The 26,031-nt window shown below is 72.7% G+C and carries 22 protein-coding genes and 1 pseudogene; 10 read left to right on the top strand and 13 right to left on the bottom strand.

The genetic code is table 11. From position 1 onward, the window contains the following. Positions 1 to 27: 27 nt before the first annotated feature. From ABTX81_RS11210 to ABTX81_RS11185, 6 genes and pseudogenes are all read right to left on the bottom strand, one after another. Positions 28 to 591 carry a YbaK/EbsC family protein gene (locus tag ABTX81_RS11210; RefSeq protein ID WP_350543152.1) on the bottom strand — a complete coding sequence of 188 codons (564 nt, stop codon included), beginning with the start codon at positions 589 to 591 and terminating at the stop codon, positions 28 to 30. 10 nt (positions 592 to 601) lie between these two features. Further along, the gene (locus ABTX81_RS11205) at positions 602 to 1,645 is read right to left on the bottom strand and encodes a potassium channel family protein (RefSeq protein ID WP_502892751.1); all 1,044 of its coding nucleotides are present in this window, start codon (positions 1,643 to 1,645) and stop codon (positions 602 to 604) included. Positions 1,646 to 1,668: 23 nt separating this feature from the next. Beyond that, positions 1,669 to 2,859, bottom strand: coding sequence for a molybdopterin molybdotransferase MoeA (locus tag ABTX81_RS11200; RefSeq protein WP_350543150.1), 1,191 nt, complete (start codon positions 2,857 to 2,859; stop codon positions 1,669 to 1,671). A gap of 5 nt (positions 2,860 to 2,864) precedes the next feature. Beyond that, positions 2,865 to 3,836 (bottom strand): annotated as a pseudogene (locus tag ABTX81_RS11195) (NTP transferase domain-containing protein). Positions 3,837 to 3,860: 24 nt separating this feature from the next. Next, a complete protein-coding gene (locus tag ABTX81_RS11190; RefSeq protein ID WP_350543148.1) occupies positions 3,861 to 4,871 on the bottom strand; it encodes an MBL fold metallo-hydrolase in 1,011 nt (336 codons plus the stop codon). A gap of 135 nt (positions 4,872 to 5,006) precedes the next feature. Next, positions 5,007 to 5,768, bottom strand: coding sequence for a polyprenol monophosphomannose synthase (locus ABTX81_RS11185; protein WP_350543146.1), 762 nt, complete (start codon positions 5,766 to 5,768; stop codon positions 5,007 to 5,009). Positions 5,769 to 6,092: 324 nt separating this feature from the next. Here ABTX81_RS11185 and manA point away from each other — a divergent pair, with 324 nt between their 5' ends. Next, on the top strand, positions 6,093 to 7,292 hold the full coding sequence (gene manA, locus ABTX81_RS11180) for a mannose-6-phosphate isomerase, class I (protein ID WP_350543144.1): 1,200 nt from the start codon (positions 6,093 to 6,095) through the stop codon (positions 7,290 to 7,292). A 23-nt stretch (positions 7,293 to 7,315) separates the two neighbouring features. Here manA and dnaB read toward each other — a convergent pair whose 3' ends face one another. Then, positions 7,316 to 8,797, bottom strand: a complete 1,482-nt coding sequence (gene dnaB / locus ABTX81_RS11175; protein WP_350543271.1) for a replicative DNA helicase — start codon at positions 8,795 to 8,797, stop codon at positions 7,316 to 7,318. Between the two features lie 591 nt (positions 8,798 to 9,388). Between dnaB and ABTX81_RS11170 the strand changes: the two genes are divergently transcribed. Continuing rightward, positions 9,389 to 10,714, top strand: a complete 1,326-nt coding sequence (locus ABTX81_RS11170) for an MATE family efflux transporter (RefSeq protein WP_350543142.1) — start codon at positions 9,389 to 9,391, stop codon at positions 10,712 to 10,714. 142 nt (positions 10,715 to 10,856) lie between these two features. On the opposite strand, the gene rplI is transcribed toward ABTX81_RS11170, so the two are convergent. The 4 genes from rplI to rpsF form a co-directional block, all read right to left on the bottom strand. After that, the gene (gene rplI / locus ABTX81_RS11165) at positions 10,857 to 11,303 is read right to left on the bottom strand and encodes a 50S ribosomal protein L9 (RefSeq protein ID WP_350543140.1); all 447 of its coding nucleotides are present in this window, start codon (positions 11,301 to 11,303) and stop codon (positions 10,857 to 10,859) included. A gap of 17 nt (positions 11,304 to 11,320) precedes the next feature. Beyond that, positions 11,321 to 11,557 carry a 30S ribosomal protein S18 gene (rpsR, locus tag ABTX81_RS11160; protein WP_030304537.1) on the bottom strand — a complete coding sequence of 79 codons (237 nt, stop codon included), beginning with the start codon at positions 11,555 to 11,557 and terminating at the stop codon, positions 11,321 to 11,323. A gap of 78 nt (positions 11,558 to 11,635) precedes the next feature. Continuing rightward, positions 11,636 to 12,238 (bottom strand): single-stranded DNA-binding protein, encoded by a 603-nt coding sequence (locus ABTX81_RS11155; RefSeq protein ID WP_350543138.1) that lies wholly within the window; start codon positions 12,236 to 12,238, stop codon positions 11,636 to 11,638. Positions 12,239 to 12,334: 96 nt separating this feature from the next. Beyond that, positions 12,335 to 12,625 carry a 30S ribosomal protein S6 gene (gene rpsF / locus ABTX81_RS11150; RefSeq protein WP_344329953.1) on the bottom strand — a complete coding sequence of 97 codons (291 nt, stop codon included), beginning with the start codon at positions 12,623 to 12,625 and terminating at the stop codon, positions 12,335 to 12,337. Positions 12,626 to 12,925: 300 nt separating this feature from the next. Between rpsF and ABTX81_RS11145 the strand changes: the two genes are divergently transcribed. From ABTX81_RS11145 to ABTX81_RS11135, 3 genes are all read left to right on the top strand, one after another. Then, the gene (locus ABTX81_RS11145; RefSeq protein WP_350543136.1) at positions 12,926 to 13,225 is read left to right on the top strand and encodes a hypothetical protein; all 300 of its coding nucleotides are present in this window, start codon (positions 12,926 to 12,928) and stop codon (positions 13,223 to 13,225) included. Positions 13,226 to 13,393: 168 nt separating this feature from the next. Continuing rightward, positions 13,394 to 14,512 carry a lipid II:glycine glycyltransferase FemX gene (locus ABTX81_RS11140; protein WP_344329973.1) on the top strand — a complete coding sequence of 373 codons (1,119 nt, stop codon included), beginning with the start codon at positions 13,394 to 13,396 and terminating at the stop codon, positions 14,510 to 14,512. Between the two features lie 57 nt (positions 14,513 to 14,569). Next, the gene (locus ABTX81_RS11135; RefSeq protein ID WP_350543134.1) at positions 14,570 to 15,604 is read left to right on the top strand and encodes an alanine racemase; all 1,035 of its coding nucleotides are present in this window, start codon (positions 14,570 to 14,572) and stop codon (positions 15,602 to 15,604) included. A gap of 13 nt (positions 15,605 to 15,617) precedes the next feature. Here the strand turns inward: ABTX81_RS11135 and ABTX81_RS11130 are convergent, their stop codons facing one another. Both ABTX81_RS11130 and ABTX81_RS11125 read right to left on the bottom strand, forming a co-directional pair. Next, complete coding sequence (locus tag ABTX81_RS11130; RefSeq protein ID WP_350543132.1) at positions 15,618 to 17,156, bottom strand: glycosyltransferase family 87 protein; 1,539 nt, start codon at positions 17,154 to 17,156, stop codon at positions 15,618 to 15,620. Positions 17,157 to 17,598: 442 nt separating this feature from the next. After that, positions 17,599 to 20,226: a transglycosylase domain-containing protein gene (locus ABTX81_RS11125; protein WP_350543130.1), complete on the bottom strand. Its 2,628-nt coding sequence runs from the start codon at positions 20,224 to 20,226 to the stop codon at positions 17,599 to 17,601. A gap of 508 nt (positions 20,227 to 20,734) precedes the next feature. On the opposite strand from ABTX81_RS11125, the gene ABTX81_RS11120 reads away from it, so the two are divergent. From ABTX81_RS11120 to ABTX81_RS11100, 5 genes are all read left to right on the top strand, one after another. Then, positions 20,735 to 21,433, top strand: a complete 699-nt coding sequence (locus ABTX81_RS11120) for a PadR family transcriptional regulator (protein ID WP_350543128.1) — start codon at positions 20,735 to 20,737, stop codon at positions 21,431 to 21,433. 127 nt (positions 21,434 to 21,560) lie between these two features. Continuing rightward, the gene (locus ABTX81_RS11115) at positions 21,561 to 22,643 is read left to right on the top strand and encodes an inositol-3-phosphate synthase (RefSeq protein WP_350543126.1); all 1,083 of its coding nucleotides are present in this window, start codon (positions 21,561 to 21,563) and stop codon (positions 22,641 to 22,643) included. 137 nt (positions 22,644 to 22,780) lie between these two features. Beyond that, on the top strand, positions 22,781 to 24,118 hold the full coding sequence (locus tag ABTX81_RS11110; RefSeq protein ID WP_350543124.1) for an MFS transporter: 1,338 nt from the start codon (positions 22,781 to 22,783) through the stop codon (positions 24,116 to 24,118). Positions 24,119 to 24,227: 109 nt separating this feature from the next. Continuing rightward, positions 24,228 to 24,893: an LppU/SCO3897 family protein gene (locus ABTX81_RS11105; RefSeq protein ID WP_350543122.1), complete on the top strand. Its 666-nt coding sequence runs from the start codon at positions 24,228 to 24,230 to the stop codon at positions 24,891 to 24,893. Between the two features lie 37 nt (positions 24,894 to 24,930). Next, positions 24,931 to 26,001 carry an LppU/SCO3897 family protein gene (locus ABTX81_RS11100; protein WP_350543120.1) on the top strand — a complete coding sequence of 357 codons (1,071 nt, stop codon included), beginning with the start codon at positions 24,931 to 24,933 and terminating at the stop codon, positions 25,999 to 26,001. The last annotated feature ends 30 nt before the right edge of the window (positions 26,002 to 26,031 follow it).

Genomic DNA, 26,031 nt, shown 5'->3' with positions numbered 1-26,031 from the left:
CGCCCGGCGGGCGGGCGACCCGCCCCGTCAGCCGGCCAGGTCGGGGAGCAGGACGGCGCCGGGCAGCGCGGCCGCCACCCGGCCCGGCAGGATCAGCTTGCCCCGCCGCCGCCCGCTGCCGACCAGGACGAACGGGGCCGCGGCCACCGCCTCGTCGACCAGCAGCGGCCAGCCGGCCGGCAGGCCGACCGGGGTGATGCCGCCGTACTCCATGCCGGTCGCCTCGACGGCGGTGTCCATCGGCGCGAACGAGGCCTTGCGGGCCTCCAGGTGCTTGCGGACCGTCCGGTTGACGTCGACCCGGGTGGTGGCCAGCGCCAGGCAGGCGGCCAGGGTGGTCTCCCCACCGCGCTTGGCGGCGACCACCACGCAGTTCGCCGAGGCGTCGAGCGGCACGCCGTAGGTCTCGCAGAAGACCGCGGTGTCGGCCTTCTCCGGATCGGTCTCGACGTACAGCACGGACCGGGCGGCCTCCCGGTCGTCCCAGTTCTTCAGCGCGTCGGCCACCGGGGCGACCAGCCGGTCGGCCACCTCCAGCGCGGGGGCGGAGAAGTCGAACGTGCCGAACGGGAGCTGCGGTTGACCGGTCATGCCAGGAACCCTACGCGCCTTCCGCCGACTTGATGACGATCACCCGGTCGGTGAGCTGGAGCGTCTGCGCCTCCTCCTCGGTGTAGTTGATCACCCGCCGGCCGCGCACCACCGCCACCACCAGGTCGTCGAGTTCGCGCGGGTTGTGCCCGGCCTCGGCCCGGGTGACCGGGCGCTCGACCACGTCCAGGCCGTTGCCGTAGGTGAGCAGGTCCTCCATCACCGCGCCGGCGTGCGGGCTGAGCATCGACATGCCGAGCAGCCGGCCCGCCGAGCTGGAGCTGGTGACCACCACGTCGGCACCGCTCTGCCGCAGCAGCGGGGCGTTCTCGTCCTCCCGCACCGCCGCCACGATGGTCGCCGAGCGGGTCAGCTGGCGGGCGGTCAGGGTGATCAGCGCGGCGGTGTCGTCGCGCTCCGGCGCGACCACCACCCGGGCGGCGGTGGGCAGTCCGGCGCGCAGCAGGGTGTCGGTCCGGGTGGCGTCGCCGACCACGCCGACCAGACCCTGCTGGGCGGCCTGGTCGACCACCTTGCGCTGCGGGTCGACCACCACGATCTCGTCCTTGCGAGCCCCCTGCCCGAGCAGGGTGTCGATGGCGCTGCGGCCCTTGGTGCCGAAGCCGATCACGACGGTGTGCTCGCGCACGGTGGACCTCCAGCGGTTCAACCGCCACTGCTGACGGGTGCGTTCGGTGAGCACTTCGAGGGTGGTGCCGACCAGGATGATCAGGAAGAGCACCCGCAGCGGAGTGACCACGAAGATGTTGGTGAGCCGGGCGCTGTCGCTGAACGGGGTGATGTCCCCGTACCCGGTGGTGGAGAGCGTCACGGTGGCGTAGTACGCCGAGTCCAGGAAGCTGAGCCCGCCGCCGGCGTTGTCGTTGTAGCCGTCGCGGTCCAGCCAGACGATCACCGTGGTGGCCACCAGGACGGCCAGCGCCAGCAGCAGCCGGGAGCCGACCTGCCGCACCGCCGGGGCGGTGCGGCGGGCGGGCAGCACGATCCCGGAGTCGGCCCAGGGCTCGGTGCCGGGGGTGACCGGTCCGGACAGCCGCTCGCGGACGCGTCGGACACTCACGGGGCCTCCAGCAGTTCGATCTCGTCACCGGCCGCCGCGCCGCCCGGCGGCACCACCGCGAGCGCCTCGGCCAGGGCCAGGCCGCGGAGCATCGCCGGGCCGGCGTGGGGAAGCCGGACCACCCCGCGGGCGGTCCGGCGGACCGGCAGCAGCCGGGTGTCGGCCGGGTGGCCGGGCAGCGGTCGGTCGGCGACGGCCAGCACCGGCTCGCCGTCGCCCCGGCCGGCCAGCGCGTGCAGCAGCGGCAGGGCGAGCGTCACGGTGCCGGCGACCGCGGCCAGCGGGTTGCCGGGCAGGCCCACCAGGTGCCGCCCGTCGGGGAGTTCGGCCAGCAGCATCGGGTGGCCGGGGCGGACGGCGACCCCGTCCACCAGCAGCCGGGCGCCGGCTTCGGCGAGCGCCCGGTGCAGGAAGTCCACCGGGCCGGCCGCCGTTCCGCCGGTGGTGACCACCACCTCGGCGGCGGAGTGCCGCAGGGCGTCCAGGAGCAGGCCGAAGTCGTCGCGGACGGCGCGCGGTTCGCCGGTCTCGGCACCGGCCGCGCGCAGCCACGGCGGCAGCAGCGGGCCGAGCGCGTCCCGGACCAGGCCGGGCCCGGGCAGACCGGAGCCGAGCAGTTCGTCGCCGAGCACCAGCAGCTCCACCACCGGGGCGCGGCGGACGGCCAGCCGGTCGTGGCCACAGGCGGCGGCCAGGCCGAGCACCGCCGGGCCGACCACGGTGCCGGCCGGCAGCAGCGCCTCGCCGCGCCGGCACTCCTGGCCGCGCGGCCGGACGTCCTGGCCGGTGGTGAGCGCGCCGGGGGTGCGCTCGGACAGCAGCGCTCCGCCCGGCTCGCCGTGCTCCCGGCGGAGCACGGCGGTGGCGCCGGGCGGCAGTTGGGCGCCGGTGGCGATCTCGACGGCGGCGCCGTCGGCCAGCGGGCCGTCGGCGGGGCGCCCGGCGAGCAGCCGGCCGGTCACCCGCCACGGGCCGGGGCCGGCGACCGCCCAGCCGTCCATCGCCGAGGTGTCGAAGGCCGGCAGGTCGGTGAGCGCGGTGAGCGGTTCGGCCAGGGTGCGGCCGAGCGCGCCGTCCAGCGGCAGGCTCAGCGGCGGCAGCGCGGGGCGGCCGGCCCGGCGGGCGGCCTCCCGGGCCTCCGCCCAGCGGACCGGGCCGACCGGGGCGGGCGCGGCGCGCTCCGCCATCACCCTCACGGCTGCCCCGTGTCGTCGGCCCGGGCCGCCGCCCAGCGCTCGGCGAGCGCGGCGGTGCGCCGGGACGCCTCGGCGACCGCCTCCGGGCCGCCGCCGCGCCGCGCGGCGGCGTAGCCGATCAGGAAGGCGGTCAGCGGGGCGGCCGGCCGGTCCACCCCGTGCGCGACCACCCGGGCCAGGTCGAGCAGGCCTCGGACATCGACGTCCAGGTCGATGTCCAGCTCGGCACGGACCTCGGCGATCCAGTCATCCAGCGTGCGCTCCATGCGAACATGCTGCCCGATCGGCGGTTTCTCCGGGATGTTTGTCCGGTGAGCGGCGCGCGTCGTTTCGCTCACGTCGTGGTGCGGCCGCCGTGAGCGGGCCGGCCGGGCGCGGATTCAGTCCCGGGCGCCGTCGCGCTCGCGGGCCCGTTCCAGGTCCTCCCAGGTGTCGCAGTCGTGACCGACGTCGTCGGTGTCGGCCAGCCGGAGGGTCGGCAGGGAGCCGGTCAGCCGGCGCAGCGGGAGCCCGGCGGGGTCGCCGGCTGCGGCCAGGGCGGCACGCAGGGCGGCGGTGCGGTAGGCGGCGGCGAGCGGCTGGTCGTGGCCGGCGGCGTCGACCAGGACGGCCGCCGCGGTGTCCGGACCGGCCCCGTCGAGGGCGGTGACCAGTCGCCGCACGGTCCGCCGGTCGAGGAACGGCAGGTCGGCGGCGAACAGCAGCACCAGGTCGGCGGTCACCTCGGCGAGGCCGGCGGCGACGGCGGCCACCGGCCCGCCGCCGGGCGGGCGCTCGCGGGTCCACCGGATCCCGGTCCTGGCGGTGGGCCGGGCGGGTCCGACCACCACCGTGGTCCGGGCGCCCGCGCAGGCGGCGAGCACCCGGTCCAGCAGGGTGGTCCCACCGACGGTCAGGCCGGGCTTGTCGGCCCCGCCGAGCCGCCGGGCGGCGCCCCCGGCCGGGACGATCACGTCGTACGGCGTCATGCCGCCAAGTATCCGCCGCGGGAGTCAGGCGGTGGCCCCGCCCGCCCCGGGCTCCGGACCGGCGGCCGCCTCGTCGGCGGCGTTGTCCGCGTCGTCGGTGGCGTTGTCCGCGTCGGCCGGCCCCGCGTCCGATGCCTCGACGGTGTCGGTGGTGGCGGCGGCGGTGTTGGCGGCGGCGCTCAGCTCCAGCAAGGCCGGCAGCGTCAGCTCCCCGTACCGCTGGTTCACCGCCGCGACCAGCGCCTCCGCGTCGTCCGGGTGCTCGGCCAGCAGCCGGTCGAAGTCCTGCAGGTACTCCCCCGTGAACGCCAGCACCCGGCCCGCGTCGTGGCCCTGGTCGGGCGCCCGGTGCCCGGCGATCACCCGGTCCACGCCCAGCTCGGCGATCCGGCCCAGGTTGCGGACCCACTCGGTGCGCTGCTCCGGCGTCGTGTCGGCGGTCCAGACGTGGGTGCCGTTGTACGCGAAGTCGCCGGCCACCACGGTGCGGACGCTCGGTACGTGCACCACCGTGGAACCGCCGCAGTCGCCCTGCCCGAGCAGCAGCACCGGGATCACCTGGCGGTCGATCATCAGCGGCTGCGGCAGCAGCGGGGCCGGGACCAACGGGTGGTCCGGGATGTCGTCGCCGAACACCGGCTTCCACTGGGCGACCTTCGCGGCGGCGGTGCGCAGGATGCCGTCGACCACCGGCGGCGCGGCCAGCAGCTGCGCCTCGGGGAACAGCCGCAGCACCTCCTCGGCACCGAAGTAGTGGTCGGGGTGCTGGTGGGTGATCACGATGGCGAGCAGCCGGCGGCCCTTGCCCGCCACCCACTCGGCCAGCTCGCGGCCGGCGCTGCGGGTGAGCTGGGCGTCGACCAGGATCGCGGTGTGCTCGCCGAGGATCAGCGTGGAGGTGGCGAAGAAGGCCGACTCGGGGCCGGTGAAGACGTCGACCTCCAGCGGCCGGACCGGCGCCCCGGCGGCGGGCGCCGCGTCGACCGGGTCCGCGCCGGCGTGCTCCTCGGACTCCTCGGACGGCGACGACGTCACTGGCTGCTCCCTCTGGTTCGGCGGTTCCGCGCCCTACAGCATGGGAGCACGGCGCGCGGAAAACACGGAAGGCGCGCCCGGCGGGGGCGCGCCTTCCCGATCACGTGTCCGGGCGGTGACGCAGCGCGGTGGAGGTCAGCCCTTGCGGCCGGTCAGCTTGCCGACGCGGTCGGCGACGCCCCAGGCGGTGACCCGCCAGAGCGCCTCGGCGACGATGTTCTTGCTCATCTTGGACGCACCCAGCTCCCGCTCGACGAACGTGATCGGCACCTCGGCGACCTTGAAGCCGGCCTTCACCGTCCGCCAGGCCAGGTCGACCTGGAAGCAGTAGCCGGCCGAGGCGACCTGGTCCATGCCCAGGCCGAGCAGGGTCTCCTTGCGGAACGCCCGGTAGCCGCCGGTGACGTCCCGGATCGGCACGCCCAGCATCAGCCGCGAGTAGGTCGAGCCGCCGCGCGAGAGCAGCAGCCGGGACTTCGGCCAGTTCACCACCCGGCCGCCGGGGACCCAGCGCGAGCCCAGCACCAGGTCGGCGCCGCGCAGCGCGGTGAGCAGCCGGCCCAGCTCCTCGGGGCGGTGGGAGCCGTCGGCGTCCATCTCGACGAGCACGTCGTAGCCCTCGTCGATGCCCCAGCGGAAGCCGGCCAGGTAGGCCGCGCCCAGCCCCTCCTTGCCCTTGCGGTGCATCACGTGCACCTGGGGGTCCTCGGCGGCCAGCTTGTCGGCCAGCTCGCCGGTCCCGTCCGGGCTGTTGTCGTCGGCGACGAGGACGTGCACCTCGGGGACGGCGGTACGCACCCGGCCGACGATGCGCTCGACGTTCTCCGCCTCGTTGTAGGTGGGGATGATCACCAGCACCCGGCCGAGATCGGCAAAACCCTGCTGGTTGACGGTCACGTACTAACCTCTCGGCCGGTGGCGGGACGTGCCGGTCACCATTGCCCGCACTCATCGGAAGACACAGTCCCGGCCGGCACCCCGCCGGCCCGGACGACACCGTGGAAAACACTGGGTCCTGGCATCCTACTACCGCGCCCTCGGACCGACCTTCCTCCCGAGGCACTCCCGGCCGGCGCCCGCCGTTTCCCCGGCGGAGGTGCAGGTCGGCTAGGGTCGATGCCCGGCCTTTGCCCGGATGCCCGAACCCGTCCGCCCCCGCCCGCGGCCGCCTGACGGCGGCGAGGCCCACCAGCCACTGCAGCAAGGAGCAGGACAGCGCCCATGGACAAGCTCGTCAACACCGTCCGCCCGTACGCCTGGGGTTCGGTCACCGCGCTCCCCGCACTGCTCGGGCAGGAGCCGACCGGCGAACCGCAGGCCGAGCTGTGGATGGGCGCGCACCCCGGGGACCCCTCCCGGGCGGACCGGGGCGACGGGCCGCGCCGGCTGGACGAGCTGATCGCCGCCGACCCCGAGGGCGAGCTGGGCGCCGCCTCGGTGGCCCGGTTCGGCCCCGCCCTGCCCTTCCTGCTCAAGATCCTCGCCCCGGGCATCCCGATCTCCATCCAGGCGCATCCCTCGCTCGACCAGGCCCGCGCCGGGTACGCCGCCGAGAACGCCCTGGGGATCCCGCTGGACGCCCCGCACCGGAACTACCGGGACGCCAACCACAAGCCCGAACTCATCTGCGCGCTGGGCGACTTCGACGGCCTCTGCGGCTTCCGCCGGCCCGCCGAGGCGGCCGCGCTGCTGGCCGGTCTCGGGGTGCCCGCGCTGGAGCCGGTGATCGTCCTGCTGGGCGCCGAGGACGAGTCCGAGGCGCTCAGCCGCGCGCTGGCCGCCGTCCTCACGCTGTCCGGCCCCGAGGCCGCGGCGGCCGTCCGGGACACCGCCGAGGCGGTCGGCAAGGCCGCCGCCGAGGACCCGGACGGGCCGTACGCGCCGTACACCCGGATCGCCCGGGACTTCCCCGGGGACGTCGGGCTGATCGCCGGGCTGCTGCTCAACCACGTCCTGCTGCGCGCCGGCGAGGCGCTCTACCTGGGCGCCGGCGTCCCGCACGCCTATCTGCACGGCCTCTGCGTCGAGCTCCAGGCCAACTCGGACAACGTGCTGCGGGCGGGCCTCACCCCCAAGCACATCGACGTGCCCGAACTGCTCAGGGTGGTGGAGTTCGCCGCCTGCTCGCCGGAGCCGCTGCTGCCGGTCACCGTCGAGGGGACGCCCGGCGAGGAGCTGTACCCCGTGCCGATCGACGAGTTCCGGCTCTCCCGGTTCGTCCTGGACGGCCGGGAGCGCGGGCTGGACGGCCGCGCGCCGCAGATCGTGCTCTGCACCGCCGGCGCGGCCCGGCTGACCGCCGCCGACGGCACCGTCCTGGACCTCGCCCGCGGCGAGTCCGTCTTCCTGCCCGCCACCGGTACGCCGACCCGCCTGGCCGGCCCCGGCGCCACCGTCTTCCGGGCGACCGTCACGCTCTGACGGCCGCGCGGAAGCGGCGGACCCTAGTCCCGGGTCATGTCGACGAAGCGGGAGTAGTGGCCCTGGAAGGCCACGGTGATGGTGGCGGTGGGGCCGTTACGGTGCTTGGCGACGATGAGGTCGGCCTCGCCCGCGCGCGGGGACTCCTTCTCGTAGGCGTCCTCGCGGTGGAGCAGGATGACCATGTCGGCGTCCTGCTCGATCGAGCCGGACTCACGCAGGTCGGAGACCATCGGGCGCTTGTCGGTGCGCTGCTCGGGACCACGGTTCAGCTGGGAGAGCGCGATCACCGGCACCTCCAGCTCCTTGGCCAGCAGCTTCAGGTTTCGCGACATGTCGGAGACCTCCTGCTGGCGGTTCTCGGCCCGGCGGGAGCCGCCGGACTGCATCAGCTGGAGGTAGTCGATGACGATCAGCTTGATGTCGTTGCGCTGCTTGAGCCGGCGGCACTTGGCGCGGATCTCCATCATCGACAGGTTCGGGGAGTCGTCGATGAACAGCGGCGCCTCGCTGACGTCCGGCATCCGGCGGGCCACCCGGGTCCAGTCGTCGTCCGTCATGGAGCCGGAGCGCATGTGGTGCAGCGCCACCCGGGCCTCGGCGGAGAGCAGGCGCATGGCGATCTCGTTGCGGCCCATTTCGAGCGAGAAGATCACGCTCGGCAGCTTGTTGTGGATCGAGCAGGCCCGGGCGAAGTCCAGCGCCAGAGTGGACTTGCCCATCGCGGGACGGGCCGCGATGACGATCATCTGGCCGGGGTGCAGGCCGTTGGTGAGCGCGTCGAAGTCGGCGAAGCCGGTCGGGACTCCGGACATCTGGCCGTTGCGGGAGCCGATCGACTCGATCTCGTCGAGGGCGCCCTCCATGATGTCGGCGAGCGGCGCGTAGTCCTCGTTGGTGCGCTGCTCGGTGACGGCGTAGATCTCCGCCTGGGCCGCGTTGACGATCTCGTCGACGTCGCCCTCGGCGGCGTAGCCCATGCCGGCGATCCGGGTGCCGGCCTCGACCAGCCGGCGCAGCACCGCGCGCTCGTGCACGATCTGCGCGTAGTACTCGGCGTTGGCGGCGGTGGGGACGGAGTTGACCAGGGTGTGCAGGTAGCCGGGGCCGCCGACGCGCTGGAGCTCGCCGCGCTTGGTCAGCTCGCCGGCCACGGTGATCGGGTCGGCGGGCTCGCCGCGCGCGTACAGGTCGAGGATCGCGCCGTGGATCAGCTCGTGCGCGGGCCGGTAGTAGTCGGCCGGCTTGAGCACCTCGACCACGTCGGCGATGGCGTCCTTGGAGAGCAGCATGCCGCCGAGGACGGACTGCTCGGCCGCGAGGTCCTGCGGGGGGACGCGCTCGAAGCCGTCCAGGCCGCCCTCGCCGCGCTCGTCGTCGCCGCCCTGGCGCCGCTTGCCGCCGTCCCGCTGGAAGCCGCCGGAACCGCCCTGGCCGCCCTTGCCGCCCTTCTGGAAGCCGCCGCCCTGGCCCTGGCCGCCACCGCGGCCGCGGGAGACCGGCAGCCGGTCGCCGGGGCCGTCCGGGAACGGGGCGTCGGCGAAGGCGCCGACCGGGAAGGGGTCGTCGGCGCCCTGCCAGTCGTCCTCCGGCGGCGGAGCGTCGTGGTCGTCGTACTGGGGGCCGGTCACGCGTGTTCCCCGATCAGCGAGTGGTGCGAGTTGGAGCGGGCCTTGCCGGTGGCTGGGACGGTGCGGAACCCGACTCCGCGCCATCGCATTTTCTATGCCACCGCACCGACAAATCGGACGCCGAGGCGGGTGGGAGTGTCGGACGGAGGGCCCACGCTAAGGCGCCGGACGGCCTTCAGCCAAGGCGGTTATCCACAGGGGGTGTGGACGAGCGGCCCACGACTGTGGAGAACTGCCGCAAACCTGTGGACGCCCCTGTGGAAAGCCCTGTGGATAACCAGACCATCGATCCACCGTCAACCCGCTGACCTGCGCTTCCCCCGTCCCGGGCCTGTGCATGAGAAATTCTTCACACGGAGCCGGGTGGCGGTGGACACACACATGGACGGCCCGGTCGTTCGCTCGTGCGAGTAAGTGGTGTCATGGCATGGCATCACTTACCTGTGGATGAGTAGCCTGGTTCCCATGACCCTCACCACCGACCGCCGCCGGCACGACCGGGAGATCCTCGCCCTCGCCGTCCCCGCCTTCGGCGCCCTGGTCGCCGAGCCGCTCTTCCTGATGGCCGACTCGGCGATCGTGGGCCACCTCGGCACCGCCCAGCTGGCCGGCGTCGGCGTCGCCTCGGCGGCGCTCACCACCGCGACCGGGGTCTTCGTCTTCCTCGCCTACGCCACCACCGCCGCGGTCGCCCGCCGGATCGGCGCCGGGGACCGCCGGGCCGCGATCCAGCAGGGCATCGACGGCATCTGGCTGGCGCTGGCGCTCTCCGTCGGGGTGGTCGCGCTGACCCTGCTGCTCGCCCCGTGGCTGGCCGACGCGCTCGGCGCCTCGCCGACGGCCGCCCCGTACGCCGTGACGTACCTGCGGATCAGCGCGCTCGGCATCCCGGCGATCCTCATGGTGATGGCCGCCACCGGTGTGCTGCGCGGCCTCCAGGACACCCGGACGCCGCTGTACGTGGCCGTCGCCGGGTTCGCCGCCAACCTCGGGCTGAACCTCGGCCTGGTGTACGGCGCCGGGCTCGGGGTGGCCGGCTCGGCCTGGGGCACCGTCATCGCCCAGACCGGCATGGCCGCCGTCTACGTGTACGTGGTGGTCCGCGGCGCCCGCCGGGAGCGGGCCTCGCTGCGGCCGGACCCGGCCGGGATACGGGCGAGTGCCCGGGCCGGCGGGCCGCTGATGGTCCGCACCCTGAGCCTGCGCGGTGTGCTGATGATCGCCACCGCGGTGGCCGCCGGGCTCGGCGACGACGAGATCGCCGCGCACCAGATCGCCATGACGGTCTTCATGTTCATCGCCTTCGCCCTGGACGCCATCGCGATCGCCGGCCAGGCCATCATCGGCCGCTACCTGGGCGCCGGGGACGTCCCGGGCACCAGGGCCGCCACCCGGCGGATGATCGAGTGGGGCATCGGCGCCGGGGTGGTGCTGGGCGCGCTGGTGGTGGTCGCCCGGCCGCTGTACGTGCCGCTGTTCACCCCGGACCCGGTGGTGCAGCACCAGCTGAACACCGTCCTGCTGCTGCTCGCGCTCTGCCAGCCGGTCTCCGGCCTGGTCTACGTCCTGGACGGCGTGCTGATGGGCGCCGGGGACGGCCCGTTCCTGGCCTGGGCGATGCTCGCCACCCTGGCGGTCTTCGCCCCCGCCGCGCTCGCCGTGCCGGCCAGCGGCACCGGGCTGGCCGGGCTCTGGTGGGCGATGAACCTCTTCATGCTGGTCCGCGGCGGCTTCCTGGCCTGGCGGGCCCGCGGCGGCCGGTGGCTGGTCACCGGCGCCGTACGGAGCTGAGCGGGGGCCGAGCGGGACTGAGCGGGACTGAGCGGGGCTGAGCGGCGCCGCCCGAGCACGCCCGAGGGCCGGCCCCCCGGGAAGGGGGACCGGCCCTCGGGCCACTGCTACGGAGCTGACGCTACCGAGGCGTGGTCGTGGCTCAGGCGGCGACGACGGCGATGTCCAGGTTGGCCTGGACGTCCGAGTGCAGCTTGACCGAGACCTTGTGGGTGCCCACGGTCTTGATCGGCGAGGCGATCGCGACGGCGCGCTTGTCGACCGACGGGCCGCCGGCGGCCTTGATGGCCTCGACGACGTCGGCCTGGGTCACCGAGCCGAACAGACGGCCGGCGTCACCGGAGCGAACGGCCAGCTTGACCTGGACGCCCTCCAGCTTGCCCTTGACCTCGTTGGCGGCCTCGAGGGTCTGGATCTCGTGGATCTTGCGGGCGCGACGGATGGCGTCGACGTCCTTCTGGCCGCCCTTGGTCCAGCGGATGGCGTAGCCACGCGGGACCAGGTAGTTGCGGGCGTAGCCGTCCTTGACCTCGACGACCTCGCCGGCCGAGCCCAGGCCCGGCACCTCGTGGGTGAGGATGATCTTCATTGTTCGGTCACCCTCTCTTAGCGCGCGGTGCTGGTGTAGGGCAGCAGCGCCATCTCACGGCTGTTCTTCACGGCCGTGGCGACGTCACGCTGGTGCTGGGTGCAGTTGCCGGTGACCCGGCGGGCACGGATCTTGCCGCGGTCGGAGATGAACTTCCGCAGCAGGTTCGTGTCCTTGTAGTCAACGTAGTTGACCTTGTCCTTGCAGAAGACGCAAACCTTCTTCTTCGGCTTGCGAGCAGGCGGCTTCGCCATTGTGTGCTCCATTGGGGTTCACGGCCGGGCGGGCGTCTCGCGACGCCCGCGGCCAGGCCGCACGAAATCTGTCAGCTCTTAGAACGGAGGCTCTTCCGAGAAGCCGCCACCGGACGGGGCACCCCAGCCGCCGCCACCCTGGTTGCCACCAGAGGGAGCGCTGGACGCCCAGGGGTCGTCGGAGGGGCCGGACTGGCCGCCGGAGTTTCCACCCCAGCCGCCGCCCTGCTGGCCGCCACTGCCGCCGCCCCAGCCACCGCCCTGGCCGCCACCCTGCGGGCCGCCGCCGAAGCCGCCGCCCTGGGGGCCGCCGGACCGGTTGGCCCGGGTGACCTTCGCGGTCGCCGAGCGCAGGCTCGGACCGACCTCGTCGACCTCGACCTCGAAGACCGTCCGCTTCTCGCCTTCCTTGGTCTCGTAAGACCGCTGGCGCAGTCGGCCCTGCACGATGACGCGCATGCCGCGCTGGAGCGACTCGGCGACGTTCTCCGCCGGCTGCCGCCAGACGTTGCACGTGAGGAAGAGGCTCTCGCCGTCCTTCCACTCGTTGGTCTGGCGGTCGAAGGTGCGGGGAGTGGACGCGATGCGGAACTTCGCGACCGCCGCCCCCGACGGGGTGAAGCGCAGCTCGGGGTCGTCGACGAGATTGCCGACGAGGGTGATGACGGTCTCGCCTGCCATGGTGGTGATGACCTCTCGGGAAGATGTCCGTTCACCGCTGTTTCACGTGAAACAGCGGTCGCGAGCTACCCGAGACCCGAAGGCCTCAGAGGTGGCTCAGTGGGTGTCCGGGCGCAGGACCTTGGTCCGCAGAACCGACTCGCTCAGGCCCATCTGGCGGTCGAGCTCCTTGACGACCTCAGGCGTGGCCTGCAGGTCGATGACCGAGTAGATGCCCTCGGACTGCTTGTTGATCTCGTAGGCCAGACGGCGGCGACCCCAGGTGTCGATCTTCTCGACCTTGCCACCCGCGTTGCGGACGACAGCCATGAAGCTCTCGATCAGGGGGGAAACGGCGCGCTCCTCGACCGAGGGGTCGAGGATCACCATCACCTCGTAGTGACGCATGAGTAACCCACCTCCTTTGGACTCAGCGGCCACGGTCTCTCCGTGGCAGGAGGGTTGTGCAGCGTCGGCACCGGAGCAGTGACGACACGGCCACCGTAGCGGCCGGGTCCGACAGTGCCCGTCCCCGTTCACCTCGGAAGAGGGCAGAGGGGGGCACAACTACACCAGTGCAGACGACACACCCTACCCGCACCCGGACGGACGAACAAAACGCATAGGGGTTGTGAGACCCGCCCAACCGCCGCAATCTGGACGGAACGGGTTTCCCGCCCGTTCGTCTCCACTCCGGAGGTGGGACTCATGGCCCAGACCGTCCACCGCATGCCCGCCCTCACCCTGAACACCGACGGACACCCGCACCCGCGGGAGAACACCCTGGTCGGCCTCACCGCCGTCCTGGGCGCGATCTCCTTCATCACGTCGTTCTTCCACAACCTGCATCTGCTGACCTCGTGGACCGGCCTGTTCGGGATCGTCACCGGCCTGCTCGGGATGTACGTCTCCGTCACCACGGCCGAGCGCTTCGTCCTGATGATCACGCTCGGTGCCTCGGCGATCGGCTTCTACCTCGGCATCGCACGCGGCGGACTGTGGGGTTAGCCCCACACCTCCCGAGGAACCCCGGGCGCCCCCGTGGCGTACTTGTCTTCAGACGGACGGGTACGCGGCGGGGGCGCCGCCGTGCCCGAGGCCGACGGGACCCCGGACGATAGGGTCACCCCGAGAAGACGGGGCCCACCGCAGCCCGACCGACGAGGAGCACCGAGCATGAGCCTGCGCCTGAGGACGATCACCCGCGAGGAGCACCTCGCCTTCATCAGGAGCCGCGCCTCGGCGAGCCACATGCAGGTGCCGTCCTGGGGCGACGTGAAGGCCGAGTGGCGCTCCGAGTCGATCGGCTGGTTCGACGAGGCCAACCAGCTCGTCGGCGCCGGCCTGGTGCTCTACCGGCAGCTGCCCAAGCTCAAGCGCTACCTGGCCTACCTGCCCGAGGGCCCGGTGATCGACTGGTTCGACCGCGACCTCGACCGCTGGCTGCAGCCGATGCTGGCGCACCTGAAGTCCCAGGGCGCCTTCTCGGTGAAGATGGGCCCGCCGGTGGTCATCCGCCGCTGGAACGCCCCGACCATCAAGGAGGCCATCGCCGCCAAGCAGGCCAAGCGCCTGCGCGACGTCGAGGCCGACTGGTACGAGCCGCGCGCCTTCGAGGTCGCCGACCGGCTGCGCAAGGCCGGCTGGCTGCAGGGCGAGGACGGCGGCGCCGGCTTCGGCGACGTCCAGCCGCGCTACGTCTTCCAGGTGCCGCTGGCCAACCGCTCGCTGGACGACATCCAGAAGGGCTTCAACCAGCTCTGGCGCCGCAACATCAAGAAGGCCGAGAAGAGCGGCGTCGAGGTGGTCCAGGGCGGCTACGACGAGCTGCCGGTCTTCCACCAGCTCTACCTGGTGACCGCCGAGCGCGACAAGTTCACCCCGCGTCCGCTGGCCTACTTCCAGCGCATGTGGAAGGCGCTCACCGCCGAGGACCCGAACCGGATGCGGCTGTACATCGCCTACCACGAGGGCGAGCCGCTGGCCGCGACCACGATGCTGGTCGTCGGCGAGCACGTCTGGTACTCCTACGGCGCCTCGGCCAACCACAAGCGCGAGGTCAAGCCGTCGAACGCGATCCAGTGGCGGATGATGCGCGACTCCTACGCCCTGGGCGGCGGGGTCTACGACCTGCGCGGCATCTCCGACACGCTGGACGAGAACGACCACCTGTTCGGCCTGATCCAGTTCAAGGTCGGCACCGGCGGCCAGGCCGCCGAGTACCTCGGCGAGTGGGACTTCCCGCTCAACAAGCTGCTGCACAAGGCCCTCGACCTCTACATGTCGCGCCGCTGAGCAGCCCGCTCCGAGCCACCGAGCAGCCGTGCCCAACACCCCCTGGGAGATGACCCGATGACGCTGTCGCTCTACCTCGACACCGAACGCTGGCGCACCCACCAGCGCTCCGTCCTGGCCGAGTTCCCCGGCCTGGTGCCGGTGGCGAAGGGCAACGGCTACGGCTTGGGCAACCACCGGCTGGCCGAGGAGGCGACCCTCCTCGGCACCGGGGTGCTGGCGGTGGGCACCGCCTACGAGGCCGCCGACGCGGCCGAGTGGTACGGCGGCGAACTGCTGGTGCTCACCCCCTACCGGGTGGGCGAGGAGGCACTGCCGCTGCCGCACGCCCGGGTGATCCGGACGGTGGCGAGCGTGGACGGCCTGCGGGCGCTGCACGGCGCCCGGGTGGTGGTGGAGTGCATGACCACCATGCGCCGGCACGGCGTCTCGGCGGCCGACCTCACGACGGTCGCCGCCGAGCTGGAGGGCGTCGCCTTCGAGGGCCTCGCGCTGCACCTGCCGATGGACCGCCCGGACGGCTCCAGCCCGGTCGAGGAGGTCGCGTACTGGGTGGAGACCGCCCGGGCCGCCGGCGTCCCGGTGCACACCGTGTTCGTCAGCCACCTCGGCGCGGCGGGCATGGAGCAGCTGGCCCAGCGCTTCCCGGACACCGTCTTCCGGGCCCGGATCGGCACCCGGCTCTGGCTGGGCGACCACGGTGCGCTGGAGGTCCGGGCGACGGTGCTGGACGTCACCCCGGTGCGCAAGGGCGACCGCTACGGCTACCGCCAGCACCCGGCGCCGTCCGACGGCCACCTGCTGGTGGTCGCCGGCGGCACCGCGCACGGCATCGGCCTGGAGGCGCCCAAGTACGTGCAGGGCATGTCCTCGCGCGCCAAGGGCATCGCCCGGGCCGGCCTGGCGACCGTCAACAAGACGAAGTCGCCGTACCACTGGGCCGGCAAGCAGCTCTGGTTCGCCGAGCCGCCGCACATGCAGGTCTCGCTGCTCTTCCTGGACAACGAGGCCGAGCCGCCGGCGGTCGGCGACGAGCTCGGCCTGCAGGTGCGGCACACCACCACGCACTTCGACCGCGTGGTGGACCGCTAGCGGCCGGGTCCGGTCAGTCCTTCACGGCCGGTTCCGCGGCGGGCGGCTCGTCGAGCCACGCCTCGGGGCCGGCCGGCGCGTACCCGGCGTAGCTCTCCTCCTCGCGCAGCCGGCGGGCGCCGCCGAGCACGAAGACGTCCGGGGCGCCGTCGAGCACCCCGCCGGACGGGTCGTCGCTGCCGTCCCAGCGCACCGGGTCGCGGTCCGGCAGCAGGATGTCCCGGACCACCATGCCGACCAGGTAGAGCGTGCCGAGCAGGTGCAGCACGATCGCGAAGTGGTACCAGGACTCGCCGATGCCGTGCTGCTTGGCCCCGGTGACGAAGCCCAGGTGGGACCAGATGCCCAGGGTGTAGAGCACCTCGCAGGCCTGCCAGATCAGGAAGTCCCGCCAGCGCGGCCGGGCCAGCACCGCGAGCGGCAGCAGCCAGAGCACGTACTGCGGCGAGTACACCTTGTTGAACACCACGAACGCGGCCACCACCAGGAAGGCCAGCTGGGCCACCCGGGGCCGGCGGGGCGCCGCGAGGCCGAGCCACGCTATCCCCGCGCAGCTCAGCAGCATCAGGACGGCGATGAAGGTGTCGAGGTTCGCCAGCCCCACGCCCCGGTTCTGCATGAGGACCAGCCACAGCGAGCCGTAGTCCTCGGTGCGGTGCTTGCTGAAGACGTAGAAGGTCGACCAGCCCTGCCAGTTGGCCATCATGATCGGCAGGTTGACCAGCAGCCAGGCCCCGACGGCGCCGCCGAGCAGCGCGCGCAGGTCGCGCCGGCGGCCGGCCCGCCAGCAGAGCACCAGCAGCGGGCCGAGCAGCAGCACCGGGTAGAGCTTGGCCGCGGTGGCCAGGCCGATGAACACCCCGGCCCAGACCGGTCGCGAGCCGGACCACCAGGCCAGCGCGACGGCGGCCAGCGCGACGGCCAGCAGGTCCCAGTTGACGGTGGCGTTGAGCAGCAGGGCCGGCGCCAGGGCGAACATCAGCGCGTCCCAGGGGCGCCGCCGGTGGGTGCGGGAGAGCGCGACCACGGCGACCACCGCGCAGGCCATCAGCAGGCCCGCGTTGATCGTCCAGAACCACCGCTCCTGGTCCTGCAGGGCGCCGCCGCCGGGCGTCAGCCAGGCCGCGATCTGCATGAACAGGCCGGTCAGCACCGGGTACTCGAGGAACTGGAGGTCCCCGGTGGAGCCCGGGATCCGGTCCACGTACGGGTGCAGGCCGGCCGCGAAGCCGCGCCCGGAGAAGAGGTGCGGGATGTCGCTGTAGCAGGCGTGCACGTACTGCGGCGAACCGGGCTGGAACCAGGCGGCGTTGTAGCAGGGCAGCTTCTGCGCCATGCCCAGCACCGAGACCACGATCACCAGCAGCGCCAGGAAGCGCGCCGGGATCCACCAGGAGACGCCGAGCAGCGCGCGCCGTCCGGGCGGACCGCCGATCAGCTCGCTGCCGGCCGCCGCGACCGGATCCTCGTCCGCCGGCACCACCACGGTGTTGGCCTGCGGACCGGCGGCCGGTGCGGCAGGGGCCTCTTCGTCACGAACGCTGGACGTCATGGCGGACATCCTGCCGCACCCCGGCCGCCCGTACGAGGAGGCCCCTGCCCCTTTTCCCCGGCCCGACGGCACCGCCCGGCCCGACGGGCGGCGGGGTACCGGCACGAATCGCTCCGAATACGGCGAAACGGCGGACGCACCCGCCGGCCCCGCGCCGGCACCGGCCGGGCGACCCCCGTCTCCCGCTCCTCGGCCGCCCCGGTCCGGTCGAGCGCCCCGGCGTTCCGGGCGATCAGGACACGCCGGTGCTCGGCCTCCGCGGCGGGCATGCCCGCGATCGGAAGGCGTCCGCCCGGACACCCGGACGCCCGGACGCCCGGGAGCCCCGGCCGGTGATTCGGCCGGGGCTCCCGGATGTCCTGCGTGCTCGGTCGGACCGGCAGATCGTGGCAGATCCGTGCGGCCGCTCCTGGAAGCGGGCCGTCCGGTGGTGGACCGCCGGTTACGGCGCCGCCGCGCCCCCGGGACCGCCGTTGGTCGCCGGTGGCGAGGTGGCCGGCTTCGTCGGCTTGGGGGTCGAGCCGCCCGTTCCACCGCCGGCCCCGCCGCCCGGTTCGCCGGTCGCCGGGGGCGGAGTCTGGGTGGCGCAGCCGATCGGGCCGAGCAGACAGGTCGGGGAGGGGGTGGTGCCGCCCGAGCCGCCGGTGCCGCCGCCGCCGGTGCCTCCGCCGCCGGTACCGCCGCCGGTGTCGCCACCGCCGGTACCACCGCCGGTACCACCGCCACCGGTGCCTCCGCCGCTGCCGCCGCCGGTGTTCGGGTTGGTCTTGGTCGGCACCGGTGCGGTGGGCACGGTGCCCGGGCAGTCGACGCCGGGGACGCAGGCCGGCTGGGTGGCCACGGGCTCGGTCGGCTGCCCGGCGTTCGGGTCCGCCGGGGCGGTGGGCGCGGTCTCGGTCGCGGTGGGCGTCGGCACGGCGCTCGCCGTGCTGGGCGCGCCCGAGGAGTCGACCTGCGAGCCGATCGGCTGCGGGGTCGGGAAGTCCAGCTTCTTCTCGTTGGCGAGCGCGAGCTTCATGTACCGGGTGAAGATGTCCGCCGGGACGTCACCACCGTGCAGCGCGTCCTTGCCGCTGGTGCCCTTCAGCGTGAGCCGCCCCGGGTGGGCCGGGTCCTCACGCCACATCGCCACGCTGGTGGCCAGCTGCGGGGTGTAGCCGACCCACCAGGCCGACATGCTCTCGTCGGTGGTACCGGTCTTGCCGGCCACCGGGCGGCCCAGGGTGTTGGTCTTCTTACCGGTACCGTTCTTCGCCACGTTCACCAGCACGTCGGTGATGTTGTCGGCGACGGCCGGCTCCAGCGCCTGCTTGGTCTCGTGCTTGCCGAAGCCGGGCCGCTCCTTGCCGTCCAGCAGGACCTTGGTGACCGAGTACGGGTCGGCCTGCTTGCCGCTGGCGGCGAAGGTCGCGTAGGCGTCGGCCATCCGGATCGGGCTGATGGTGGAGACGCCGAGCGGGAAGGTGGTGGTCTTCGCCTCCTTCTCGATGTTCTCCTTGCGGATGCCCACCGCCTCGGCGATCTGCATGACGTTCTGCCCGCCGACATCCTGGTTCAGCTGGACGAAGGGCACGTTGTAGGAGTACTGCATGGCCATCCGCAACGAGACGTAGCCGCGCTTGCCCTTCTCCTCGTTCGGCTGGCGGTAGGGCTTGCCGTCGTCGCCGATCACCAGGGAGCCGTCCGGCTTGCGGATCTCCGCCATGTCGTCGGAGAGGTAGCGGCTGTCGGCGTTGATCCGCTTCGGCTTGCCCTTGTCGTCGGTCGCGGTCTGCACGCCGAGCTGCATGGCGGCGGCCAGCACGAACGGCTTGAAGGTCGAGCCGACCTGGACGCCCTGGGCGTTGGCGTTGTTGTCGTGGTGGCCGTTCTCCACGCCGTCACCGCCGTAGATGGCGACGATCGCACCGTCGTTGGGGACCACGCTGGCCGCGCCGAACTGGACGAAGTTGTCGGTCTCCGGGCGCTTCTGCGGGTTGAGCTGCTCGGCCCTGATCTCGTCCACGGACTTCTTCAGGGCCTCGACCTTGTCCTTCTGGAAGGTCGTGTAGATCTTGAAGCCGCCCTTGTCGATCGCCCGCTGGTCGATCGACGGGTCCGTGGCCATGACGTACTTGTTGGCGGTCTCCACCAGGTAGCTGATCTGGCCGTTCATGTTGGCCGGCGGGATCTGCTTGATCGGCTGGGGGAAGGTGGTGCACTTCGCCCGTTCCTCGGGGGTGGTGTTCTTGGTCTCCACCATCCGGTCGAGGATCCACGCCCAGCGCTCCTCGGCGCGGGCCTGGTTGGCCTTGATCGTCGGGTCGTAGTACGACGCGCCCTTGAGCAGGCCGGCCAGCATGGCGCTCTGGCACAGGTCGAGGTCCTTGGCGTTGACGCCGTAGTACGCCTGGGCGGCGGCCTGGGCGCCGGTCGCGCCGCGGCCGAACCAGCTGGTGTTCAGGTAGCCCTTGAGGATCTCCTCCTTCTTGAACTCCTGATTCACCTTCAGGGTGATGAAGAACTCCTTCACCTTGCGGGAGAGGGTCTGCTCCTGCGTCAGGTAGGCGTTCTTCACGTACTGCTGGGTGATCGTCGAGGCGCCCTGGGTCTCGCCGCCCTTGGCCATGTTGACGACGGCGCGCATCATGCCCTTGGGGTCGATGCCGCTGTCGGTGCGGAAGGTCGCGTTCTCCGCCGCGATGACCGCGTTCTGCAGGTTGGGCGAGATGTCGGCGAGCTCGACGATCTGCCGGTTGGTCTCGCCCTTGCGGACCATCTCGGTGTTGTCGGCCCAGTAGTAGATGTTGTTCTGGTCGTCCACCAGGGCGTTCAGCTTGGGGATCTCGGTCGTCTGGTAGACGAAGAAGATCCCGCCGACGCAGGCCGCGACGAAGAGCAGCACCGCGCTCAGCCACTGCCGCCAGGACGGCAGCCAGCGGCGGAGGCCCTGCTTGCCGAAGCGCGGGTAGTCGATGAACCGCTTCTTGCCCGGACCGGCGCTCCGGCCGGCCGCCGCGGCGCCACCGGCCGCCGCCCCGCCGCGCCGGCCGCCCTTCTGGGCCGCCTTGCGCATCTCGGCGCGGGTCATCCGGGGCTGCTGCGCGGTGTCCCGCCCGCCCTGGGGTCTGCGCCGGCCGAGGCCCTCCGAACCGATTTCGTCGCGCCCGGCACCCGCCGGCCGCCCGCTGTCTCCGCCCGGGGGACGACCGTCGCCACCTGGCGACCTGCGCCGTCGTTCGCTCATGTTCCAGCTACTCCTCGCCAGGCCGGTCGAGCCTGAAGGCAGGGTCCACGTCCGATGCCCGCAACCGCCCTAACCCCGGAGGTGGTCCTCGTGCACACGCGACAGCGTACGCAGCCGGGAAACCGAACTAATCGGGCATCAATCGCCAATAACCGCAAAACGGCAGCAGATCATTACACGCCCGTTGCCAAGCACACCCGCGCGTCGCCTTGTGATCACATTCACGCGTGCCCCTCTTGCCCGTTCGAGGACCCAGGCTTATCGTTCTCGATATATCGAGCCGATACATCGGAACGGCATACCGCCGAGCGAGGCGGGTCGCGGACCGGCCGGGGAAAGGAGGACGACGGCAGTGGGCAGGCGCTCAGGAGTGCTGGAGTTCGCCGTTCTCGGACTGCTCCACGACGCCCCGATGCACGGCTACGAGCTGCGCAAGCGGCTCAACGTCCTGCTCGGCTCGTTCCGCGCGTTCTCCTACGGGACGCTCTATCCCTGCCTGAAGAGCCTGGTGGCCCAGGGCTTCCTGGTCGAGGACAACCCGGACGTCGAGTACGTCCCGGCCACCGCGCTCAACGGCAAGCGGTCCAAGATCGTCTACCGGCTCTCCGCCGAGGGCAAGCAGCGGTTCGAGGAACTGCTCGCCGACTCCGGCCCGGACGCCTGGGAGGACGAGCACTTCGGCGTGCACTTCGCCTTCTTCGGCCAGACCGACCGGGCCGTGCGGATGCGCGTGCTGGAAGGCCGCCGCAGCCGGCTGGAGGAGCGCCTGGAGCGGATGCGCAACTCGCTCGCCCGCGCCCGCGAGCGGTTCGACGACTACACCGTCGAGCTGCAGCGGCACGGACTGGAGTCGGTGGAGCGCGAGGTCCGCTGGCTCAACGAGCTGATCGAGACCGAGCGGGCCAACCGCACCGGCCGGACCGGCCCGTCGGCCGGCGCGACCGGCCCCGCAACACCCAAGACTTCGGACGGCCGAGGCCAGGAGGACGGGTCCGCGGACCCGCCCGGGCCACCGTACGACCGCCCGGGGCGCTCCTCCCAGGAGCGCTGACACCGCGTCAGCCCTGTGCCGCGCGGCAGGAGTGGGCGCGTCACGCGCCCGTCAGCAGTCATCGAAGAAGCAGGACGAGTCCCGCCGACCCCCGGCGGCGCTCATGAGATCACAGGGAGCAACCGGAATGGGTTCGGTTCGCGTAGCCATCGTGGGTGTGGGCAACTGCGCCACGTCGCTGGTGCAGGGTGTCGAGTACTACAAGGACGCCGACCCGGCCGGCAAGGTCCCCGGGCTGATGCACGTCCAGTTCGGTGACTACCACGTCCGTGACGTGGAGTTCGTCGCCGCCTTCGACGTCGACGCCAAGAAGGTCGGCCAGGACCTCGCGCACGCCATCACGGCGTCCGAGAACAACACCATCAAGATCTGCGACGTGCCGCCGACCGGCGTCACCGTCCAGCGCGGCCACACCTTCGACGGTCTCGGCAAGTACTACCGGGAGACCATCGAGGAGTCCGACGAGGCCCCGGTCGACGTCGTCCAGGCCCTCAAGGACGCCCAGGTCGACGTCCTGGTCTGCTACCTGCCGGTCGGTTCCGAGCAGGCCGCCAAGTTCTACGCCCAGTGCGCCATCGACGCCAAGGTCGCCTTCGTGAACGCCCTCCCGGTGTTCATCGCCGGCACCAAGGAGTGGGCGGACAAGTTCACCGAGGCCGGCGTGCCGATCGTCGGTGACGACATCAAGTCCCAGGTCGGCGCCACCATCACGCACCGCGTGATGGCCAAGCTGTTCGAGGACCGCGGTGTCATCCTCGAGCGCACCATGCAGCTGAACGTCGGCGGCAACATGGACTTCAAGAACATGCTCGAGCGCGAGCGCCTGGAGTCCAAGAAGATCTCCAAGACCCAGGCCGTCACCTCGCAGATCCGCGACCGCGAGCTGGGCTCCAACAACGTCCACATCGGCCCGTCGGACTACGTGGCCTGGCTGGACGACCGCAAGTGGGCCTACGTCCGCCTCGAGGGCCGCGCGTTCGGCGACGTCCCGCTGAACCTGGAGTACAAGCTCGAGGTCTGGGACTCCCCGAACTCCGCCGGTGTCATCATCGACGCCGTGCGCGCCGCGAAGATCGCCAAGGACCGCGGCATCGGCGGCCCGATCCTCTCCGCCTCCTCGTACTTCATGAAGTCCCCGCCGGTCCAGTACTTCGACGACGAGGCCCGCGAGAACGTCGAGAAGTTCATCCGCGGCGAGGTCGAGCGCTGAACCTGAGCACCTTCGGGCACTGAGCCCGATCCCGCTCGGGCACCGGACGGGCCCACGGTCGACGACCGTGGGCCCGTTCCCGCACCGGCCGGATGTTTCACGTGAAACACCGGCCGGTTCCATGGCACTCTGGGCACGTGGCGATCACCGAGAACGGCAGTACCCACCGGGCCGCGCACCGCGCCACGCTCCTCGACCTGCTCCGCGGCCGCGACTTCCGCCGGCTGCTGACCGCCCGGGTGCTGTCCCAGCTCTCCGACGGCGTCTTCCAGGTCTCCCTCGCCGCCTACGTCGTCTTCTCCCCGGAGAAGCAGTCCTCGCCCGCCGACATCGCCTCGGTGCTGGCCGTGATGCTGCTGCCGTTCTCCGTGATCGGCCCCTTCGCCGGCGTCCTGCTGGACCGCTGGCGCCGCCGCCAGGTGCTCTACCTGGGCAACCTGGCCCGCTTCGGACTCGGCCTGGTCACCGGCGCCCTCCTCCTGCTCCAGGCGCCGACCTGGCTCTTCTTCGCCTCCGCGCTGCTGGTCACCGCGCTCAACCGGTTCATCCTGGCCGGACTGTCGGCGGCCCTGCCCCGGGTGGTCCGCGGTGAGCAACTGGTCACCGCCAACGCCCTCTCCCCCACCCTGGGCACCGTCGCGGCCGCCTGCGGCGGCGGGCTGGGCTTCCTGCTGCACCAGTTGATGTCCCCCGGCCCGGAGGCCGACGCCGCCCTGGTCTCGCTCGCGGCGCTGCTCTACCTCTCCGCCGCGCTGGCGGCGCTGCGGATGGACCGCGACCTGCTCGGCCCCGCGCACCACCCGGACCGCCCCGCGCTCGGCCAGGCGCTGGCCCAGGCCGCCCGCGAACTGCGGGCGGCCGTCACCCACCTGGTGCGCGACCGCCGCCCGGCGGCGCACGCGCTGGCCGCCGTGACCGCGGCCCGGTTCTGCTACGGCGTGCTGATCGTGGTCGTGGTGATGCTCGCCCGGTACACCTTCAACGACCCCGCCGACAGCGCGGGAGGCCTGGCCACCCTGGGACAGGCGGTCGGCCTCTCCGCCGCCGGGTTCTTCATCGCCGCGGTGATCAGCCCCTGGTGCAGCCGACGGCTCGGGCTGGCCGGCTGGATGACGCTCTGCCTGGCCGCTCCGGTGCTCTTCGTGCCCGCGCTCGGCCTCACCTTCAGCCTGGTGCCCTGCCTGATCGCCGCGCTGCTGCTCGGCGTGGTCACCCAGGGCACCAAGATCTGCGCCGACACCGTGGTGCAGGAGTCGGTCGAGGACGACTACCGCGGCCGGATCTTCGCCATCTACGACGTGCTCTTCAACGTCGCCTTCGTGGCCGCCGCGCTGGTGACCGCGCTGGTGCTGCCGCTCTCCGGGCGCTCGGTGCCGGTCGTCCTGGGCGTGGCCGTGGTGTACGCGGCGTCGGCCGTGCTGTACCTGCGCGCCGCCCGCCGCACCGGCCCGCTGCCCGGCGACCGCACCCACTGACCTCCGCCGGGCCGGGCGGCGGCCCCTGCGCCCCGGAGGCGTCGGCGCGAGTCGCTAAGGTACGTCAGATCTGTCGCAGCGACAGCATCCTGTATCGGGGGACGATCTGATGAGCACACCACCGAATCCCTACGGACCGCCGCCCGGGTACGGGCCCGCGCCGGGGCCGCAGCCCTACGGCGCACCCGTGCCCCAGCCGTACGGAGCGCCCCAGCCGGCGCCCGCGGGGTACGGCGCACCGCCGCCGCCCCCGCCCGGCTACGGCTACCCGGCCGCCCAGGCCGCACCGCAGCCGGCTCCCCCGTACCCGCAGCAGCCGTACGCCCAGCAGCCGTATCCGCAGCAGCCCCACCCGCAGGCCCCCTACGGCCACCCCTCGCCGCACGGCTACCCGCCGGCCGCCCCGCCCCCGGCCGGTGCGCCGGCCGCGAAGGGCCGCGGCAAGGCCCGGCTGAAGGCGGCCGGCCTGGTCCTGGGCGTGATCGCCCTGATCGTCGGCTACTTCGCCTCCGGCCCGAGCGTCAGCAGCGCCAAGGCCGGCGACTGCGTCAAGACCTCCGGCTCGCGCGACGTCTCGGTGGTCAAGTGCACCGACAGCAAGGCGAAGTACAAGGTGCTGGCCAAGTTCGACTCCACCACCGACACCGCCCGCTGCCGCGGCACCGACGGCACCACCAGCACCGTCTCGGGCAAGAGCGGCCGCCGCTGGAACAAGAAGCGGTACGTGCTCTGCCTCGGCCCGCTCACCGGTGTACCGCCGGTCAAGAAGTCCTGACCGCCCGCCACCCGACCTCTCCTCCCGGGGGATCCCCTTGTCCGTTCCGCCGCCCCAGATGCCGTACGGCTCGACGCCACCCGCCGACGCCAACCCGTACGCCGCCGGCAACCCGTACGCCGGTGCGCCGGCCCCGCAGCCGCCGGCCGCCCCCGCGCCGCCCGGCTACGGCTACCCGGCCGCCCCGCCGCCGGCCGCCCCGCCCGGGTACGGCGTGCCCGCCCAGGCTCCGCCGCCCGGCGGCTACGCCTACCCGCCGCAGGCCGGGGGCTACCCGGCGCCGGCCGGCTACGCCCACCAGGGCGGACCGGTCTGCCGGTTCTGCGGCGGCTTCCCGGCCGTCGACACCACGGTCCGGGGCCACCAGGGCATCATCATCATCATGCGGTTCCTGAAGCAGCCGGGACCGTTCTGCCGCACCTGCGGCACCGCGGTGGTCCGCGACATGTCGGCCCGCACCCTGGTCCAGGGCTGGTGGAGCTACCTCTCCGGGATCTTCACCGTGGTCACCCTGCTGCGGAACCTCGCCGCCCACAACCGGATCAAGGACCTGCCGCCGCCGGCGCCCGGCACCCACGGACCGCAGCTCGACCCGGGCGTGCCGCTCACCAAGCGCCCGCACATCTTCATGCTGCTGCTGCCGGTGCTCGGGATCGGCTCGACGATCGTCCTGATCGCGACCGGCGCCTTCCTCGGCGCCCGGCACGCCGACGACCCGTACCGGCCGCTGGTGCTGCCCACACCGACCACGGTGACCATCCCCGCGCCGACCTTCTCGCCGAGCTTCTCGCTGCCGCCGGTACCGGCCCCGACGGTCACCCTGCCGACGCCGTCCGCCACCTCCAAGGTGCCCAGCGACATCGACTACGCCAAGGCCGGGGACTGCCTGCGCAACGAGAACGGCACCACGGCCACCCACGACGCCCATCCGCGGATCACCATGCTGCCCTGCACCGACACCCGGGCCCAGTACAAGGTGATCAAGAAGGTCTACGCGACCAGCGACGACGAGAAGGCCTGCGAGGGCGTGGCGGGCACCGAGAGCACTTACACCCGCGACGCCAGCACCGAGGCGCTCAGCTTCGTCCTCTGCCTGAAGAAGCTCTGAGCCCCGAGGAGCCCCCGAGCCCCGCGGACG

Source organism: Kitasatospora sp. NPDC097605 (genome assembly GCF_040302725.1).
In the GTDB taxonomy this organism is placed as follows: domain Bacteria; phylum Actinomycetota; class Actinomycetes; order Streptomycetales; family Streptomycetaceae; genus Kitasatospora.
This window is presented reverse-complemented; position numbering and strand designations above follow the sequence as displayed.

What these genes read in the sequence shown, in the direction of transcription:
- ABTX81_RS11210 (WP_350543152.1), bottom strand. Translation starts at nt 591, where the DNA reads ATGACCGGTCAACCGCAGCTCCCGTTCGGCACGTTCGACTTCTCCGCC.
- ABTX81_RS11200 (WP_350543150.1), bottom strand. Translation starts at nt 2,859, where the DNA reads ATGGCGGAGCGCGCCGCGCCCGCCCCGGTCGGCCCGGTCCGCTGGGCG.
- manA (WP_350543144.1), top strand. Translation starts at nt 6,093, where the DNA reads ATGGACAAGCTCGTCAACACCGTCCGCCCGTACGCCTGGGGTTCGGTC.
- ABTX81_RS11170 (WP_350543142.1), top strand. Translation starts at nt 9,389, where the DNA reads ATGACCCTCACCACCGACCGCCGCCGGCACGACCGGGAGATCCTCGCC.
- rplI (WP_350543140.1), bottom strand. Translation starts at nt 11,303, where the DNA reads ATGAAGATCATCCTCACCCACGAGGTGCCGGGCCTGGGCTCGGCCGGC.
- rpsR (WP_030304537.1), bottom strand. Translation starts at nt 11,557, where the DNA reads ATGGCGAAGCCGCCTGCTCGCAAGCCGAAGAAGAAGGTTTGCGTCTTC.
- ABTX81_RS11155 (WP_350543138.1), bottom strand. Translation starts at nt 12,238, where the DNA reads ATGGCAGGCGAGACCGTCATCACCCTCGTCGGCAATCTCGTCGACGAC.
- rpsF (WP_344329953.1), bottom strand. Translation starts at nt 12,625, where the DNA reads ATGCGTCACTACGAGGTGATGGTGATCCTCGACCCCTCGGTCGAGGAG.
- ABTX81_RS11145 (WP_350543136.1), top strand. Translation starts at nt 12,926, where the DNA reads ATGGCCCAGACCGTCCACCGCATGCCCGCCCTCACCCTGAACACCGAC.
- ABTX81_RS11140 (WP_344329973.1), top strand. Translation starts at nt 13,394, where the DNA reads ATGAGCCTGCGCCTGAGGACGATCACCCGCGAGGAGCACCTCGCCTTC.
- ABTX81_RS11135 (WP_350543134.1), top strand. Translation starts at nt 14,570, where the DNA reads ATGACGCTGTCGCTCTACCTCGACACCGAACGCTGGCGCACCCACCAG.
- ABTX81_RS11130 (WP_350543132.1), bottom strand. Translation starts at nt 17,156, where the DNA reads ATGACGTCCAGCGTTCGTGACGAAGAGGCCCCTGCCGCACCGGCCGCC.
- ABTX81_RS11125 (WP_350543130.1), bottom strand. Translation starts at nt 20,226, where the DNA reads ATGACCCGCGCCGAGATGCGCAAGGCGGCCCAGAAGGGCGGCCGGCGC.
- ABTX81_RS11115 (WP_350543126.1), top strand. Translation starts at nt 21,561, where the DNA reads ATGGGTTCGGTTCGCGTAGCCATCGTGGGTGTGGGCAACTGCGCCACG.
- ABTX81_RS11105 (WP_350543122.1), top strand. Translation starts at nt 24,228, where the DNA reads ATGAGCACACCACCGAATCCCTACGGACCGCCGCCCGGGTACGGGCCC.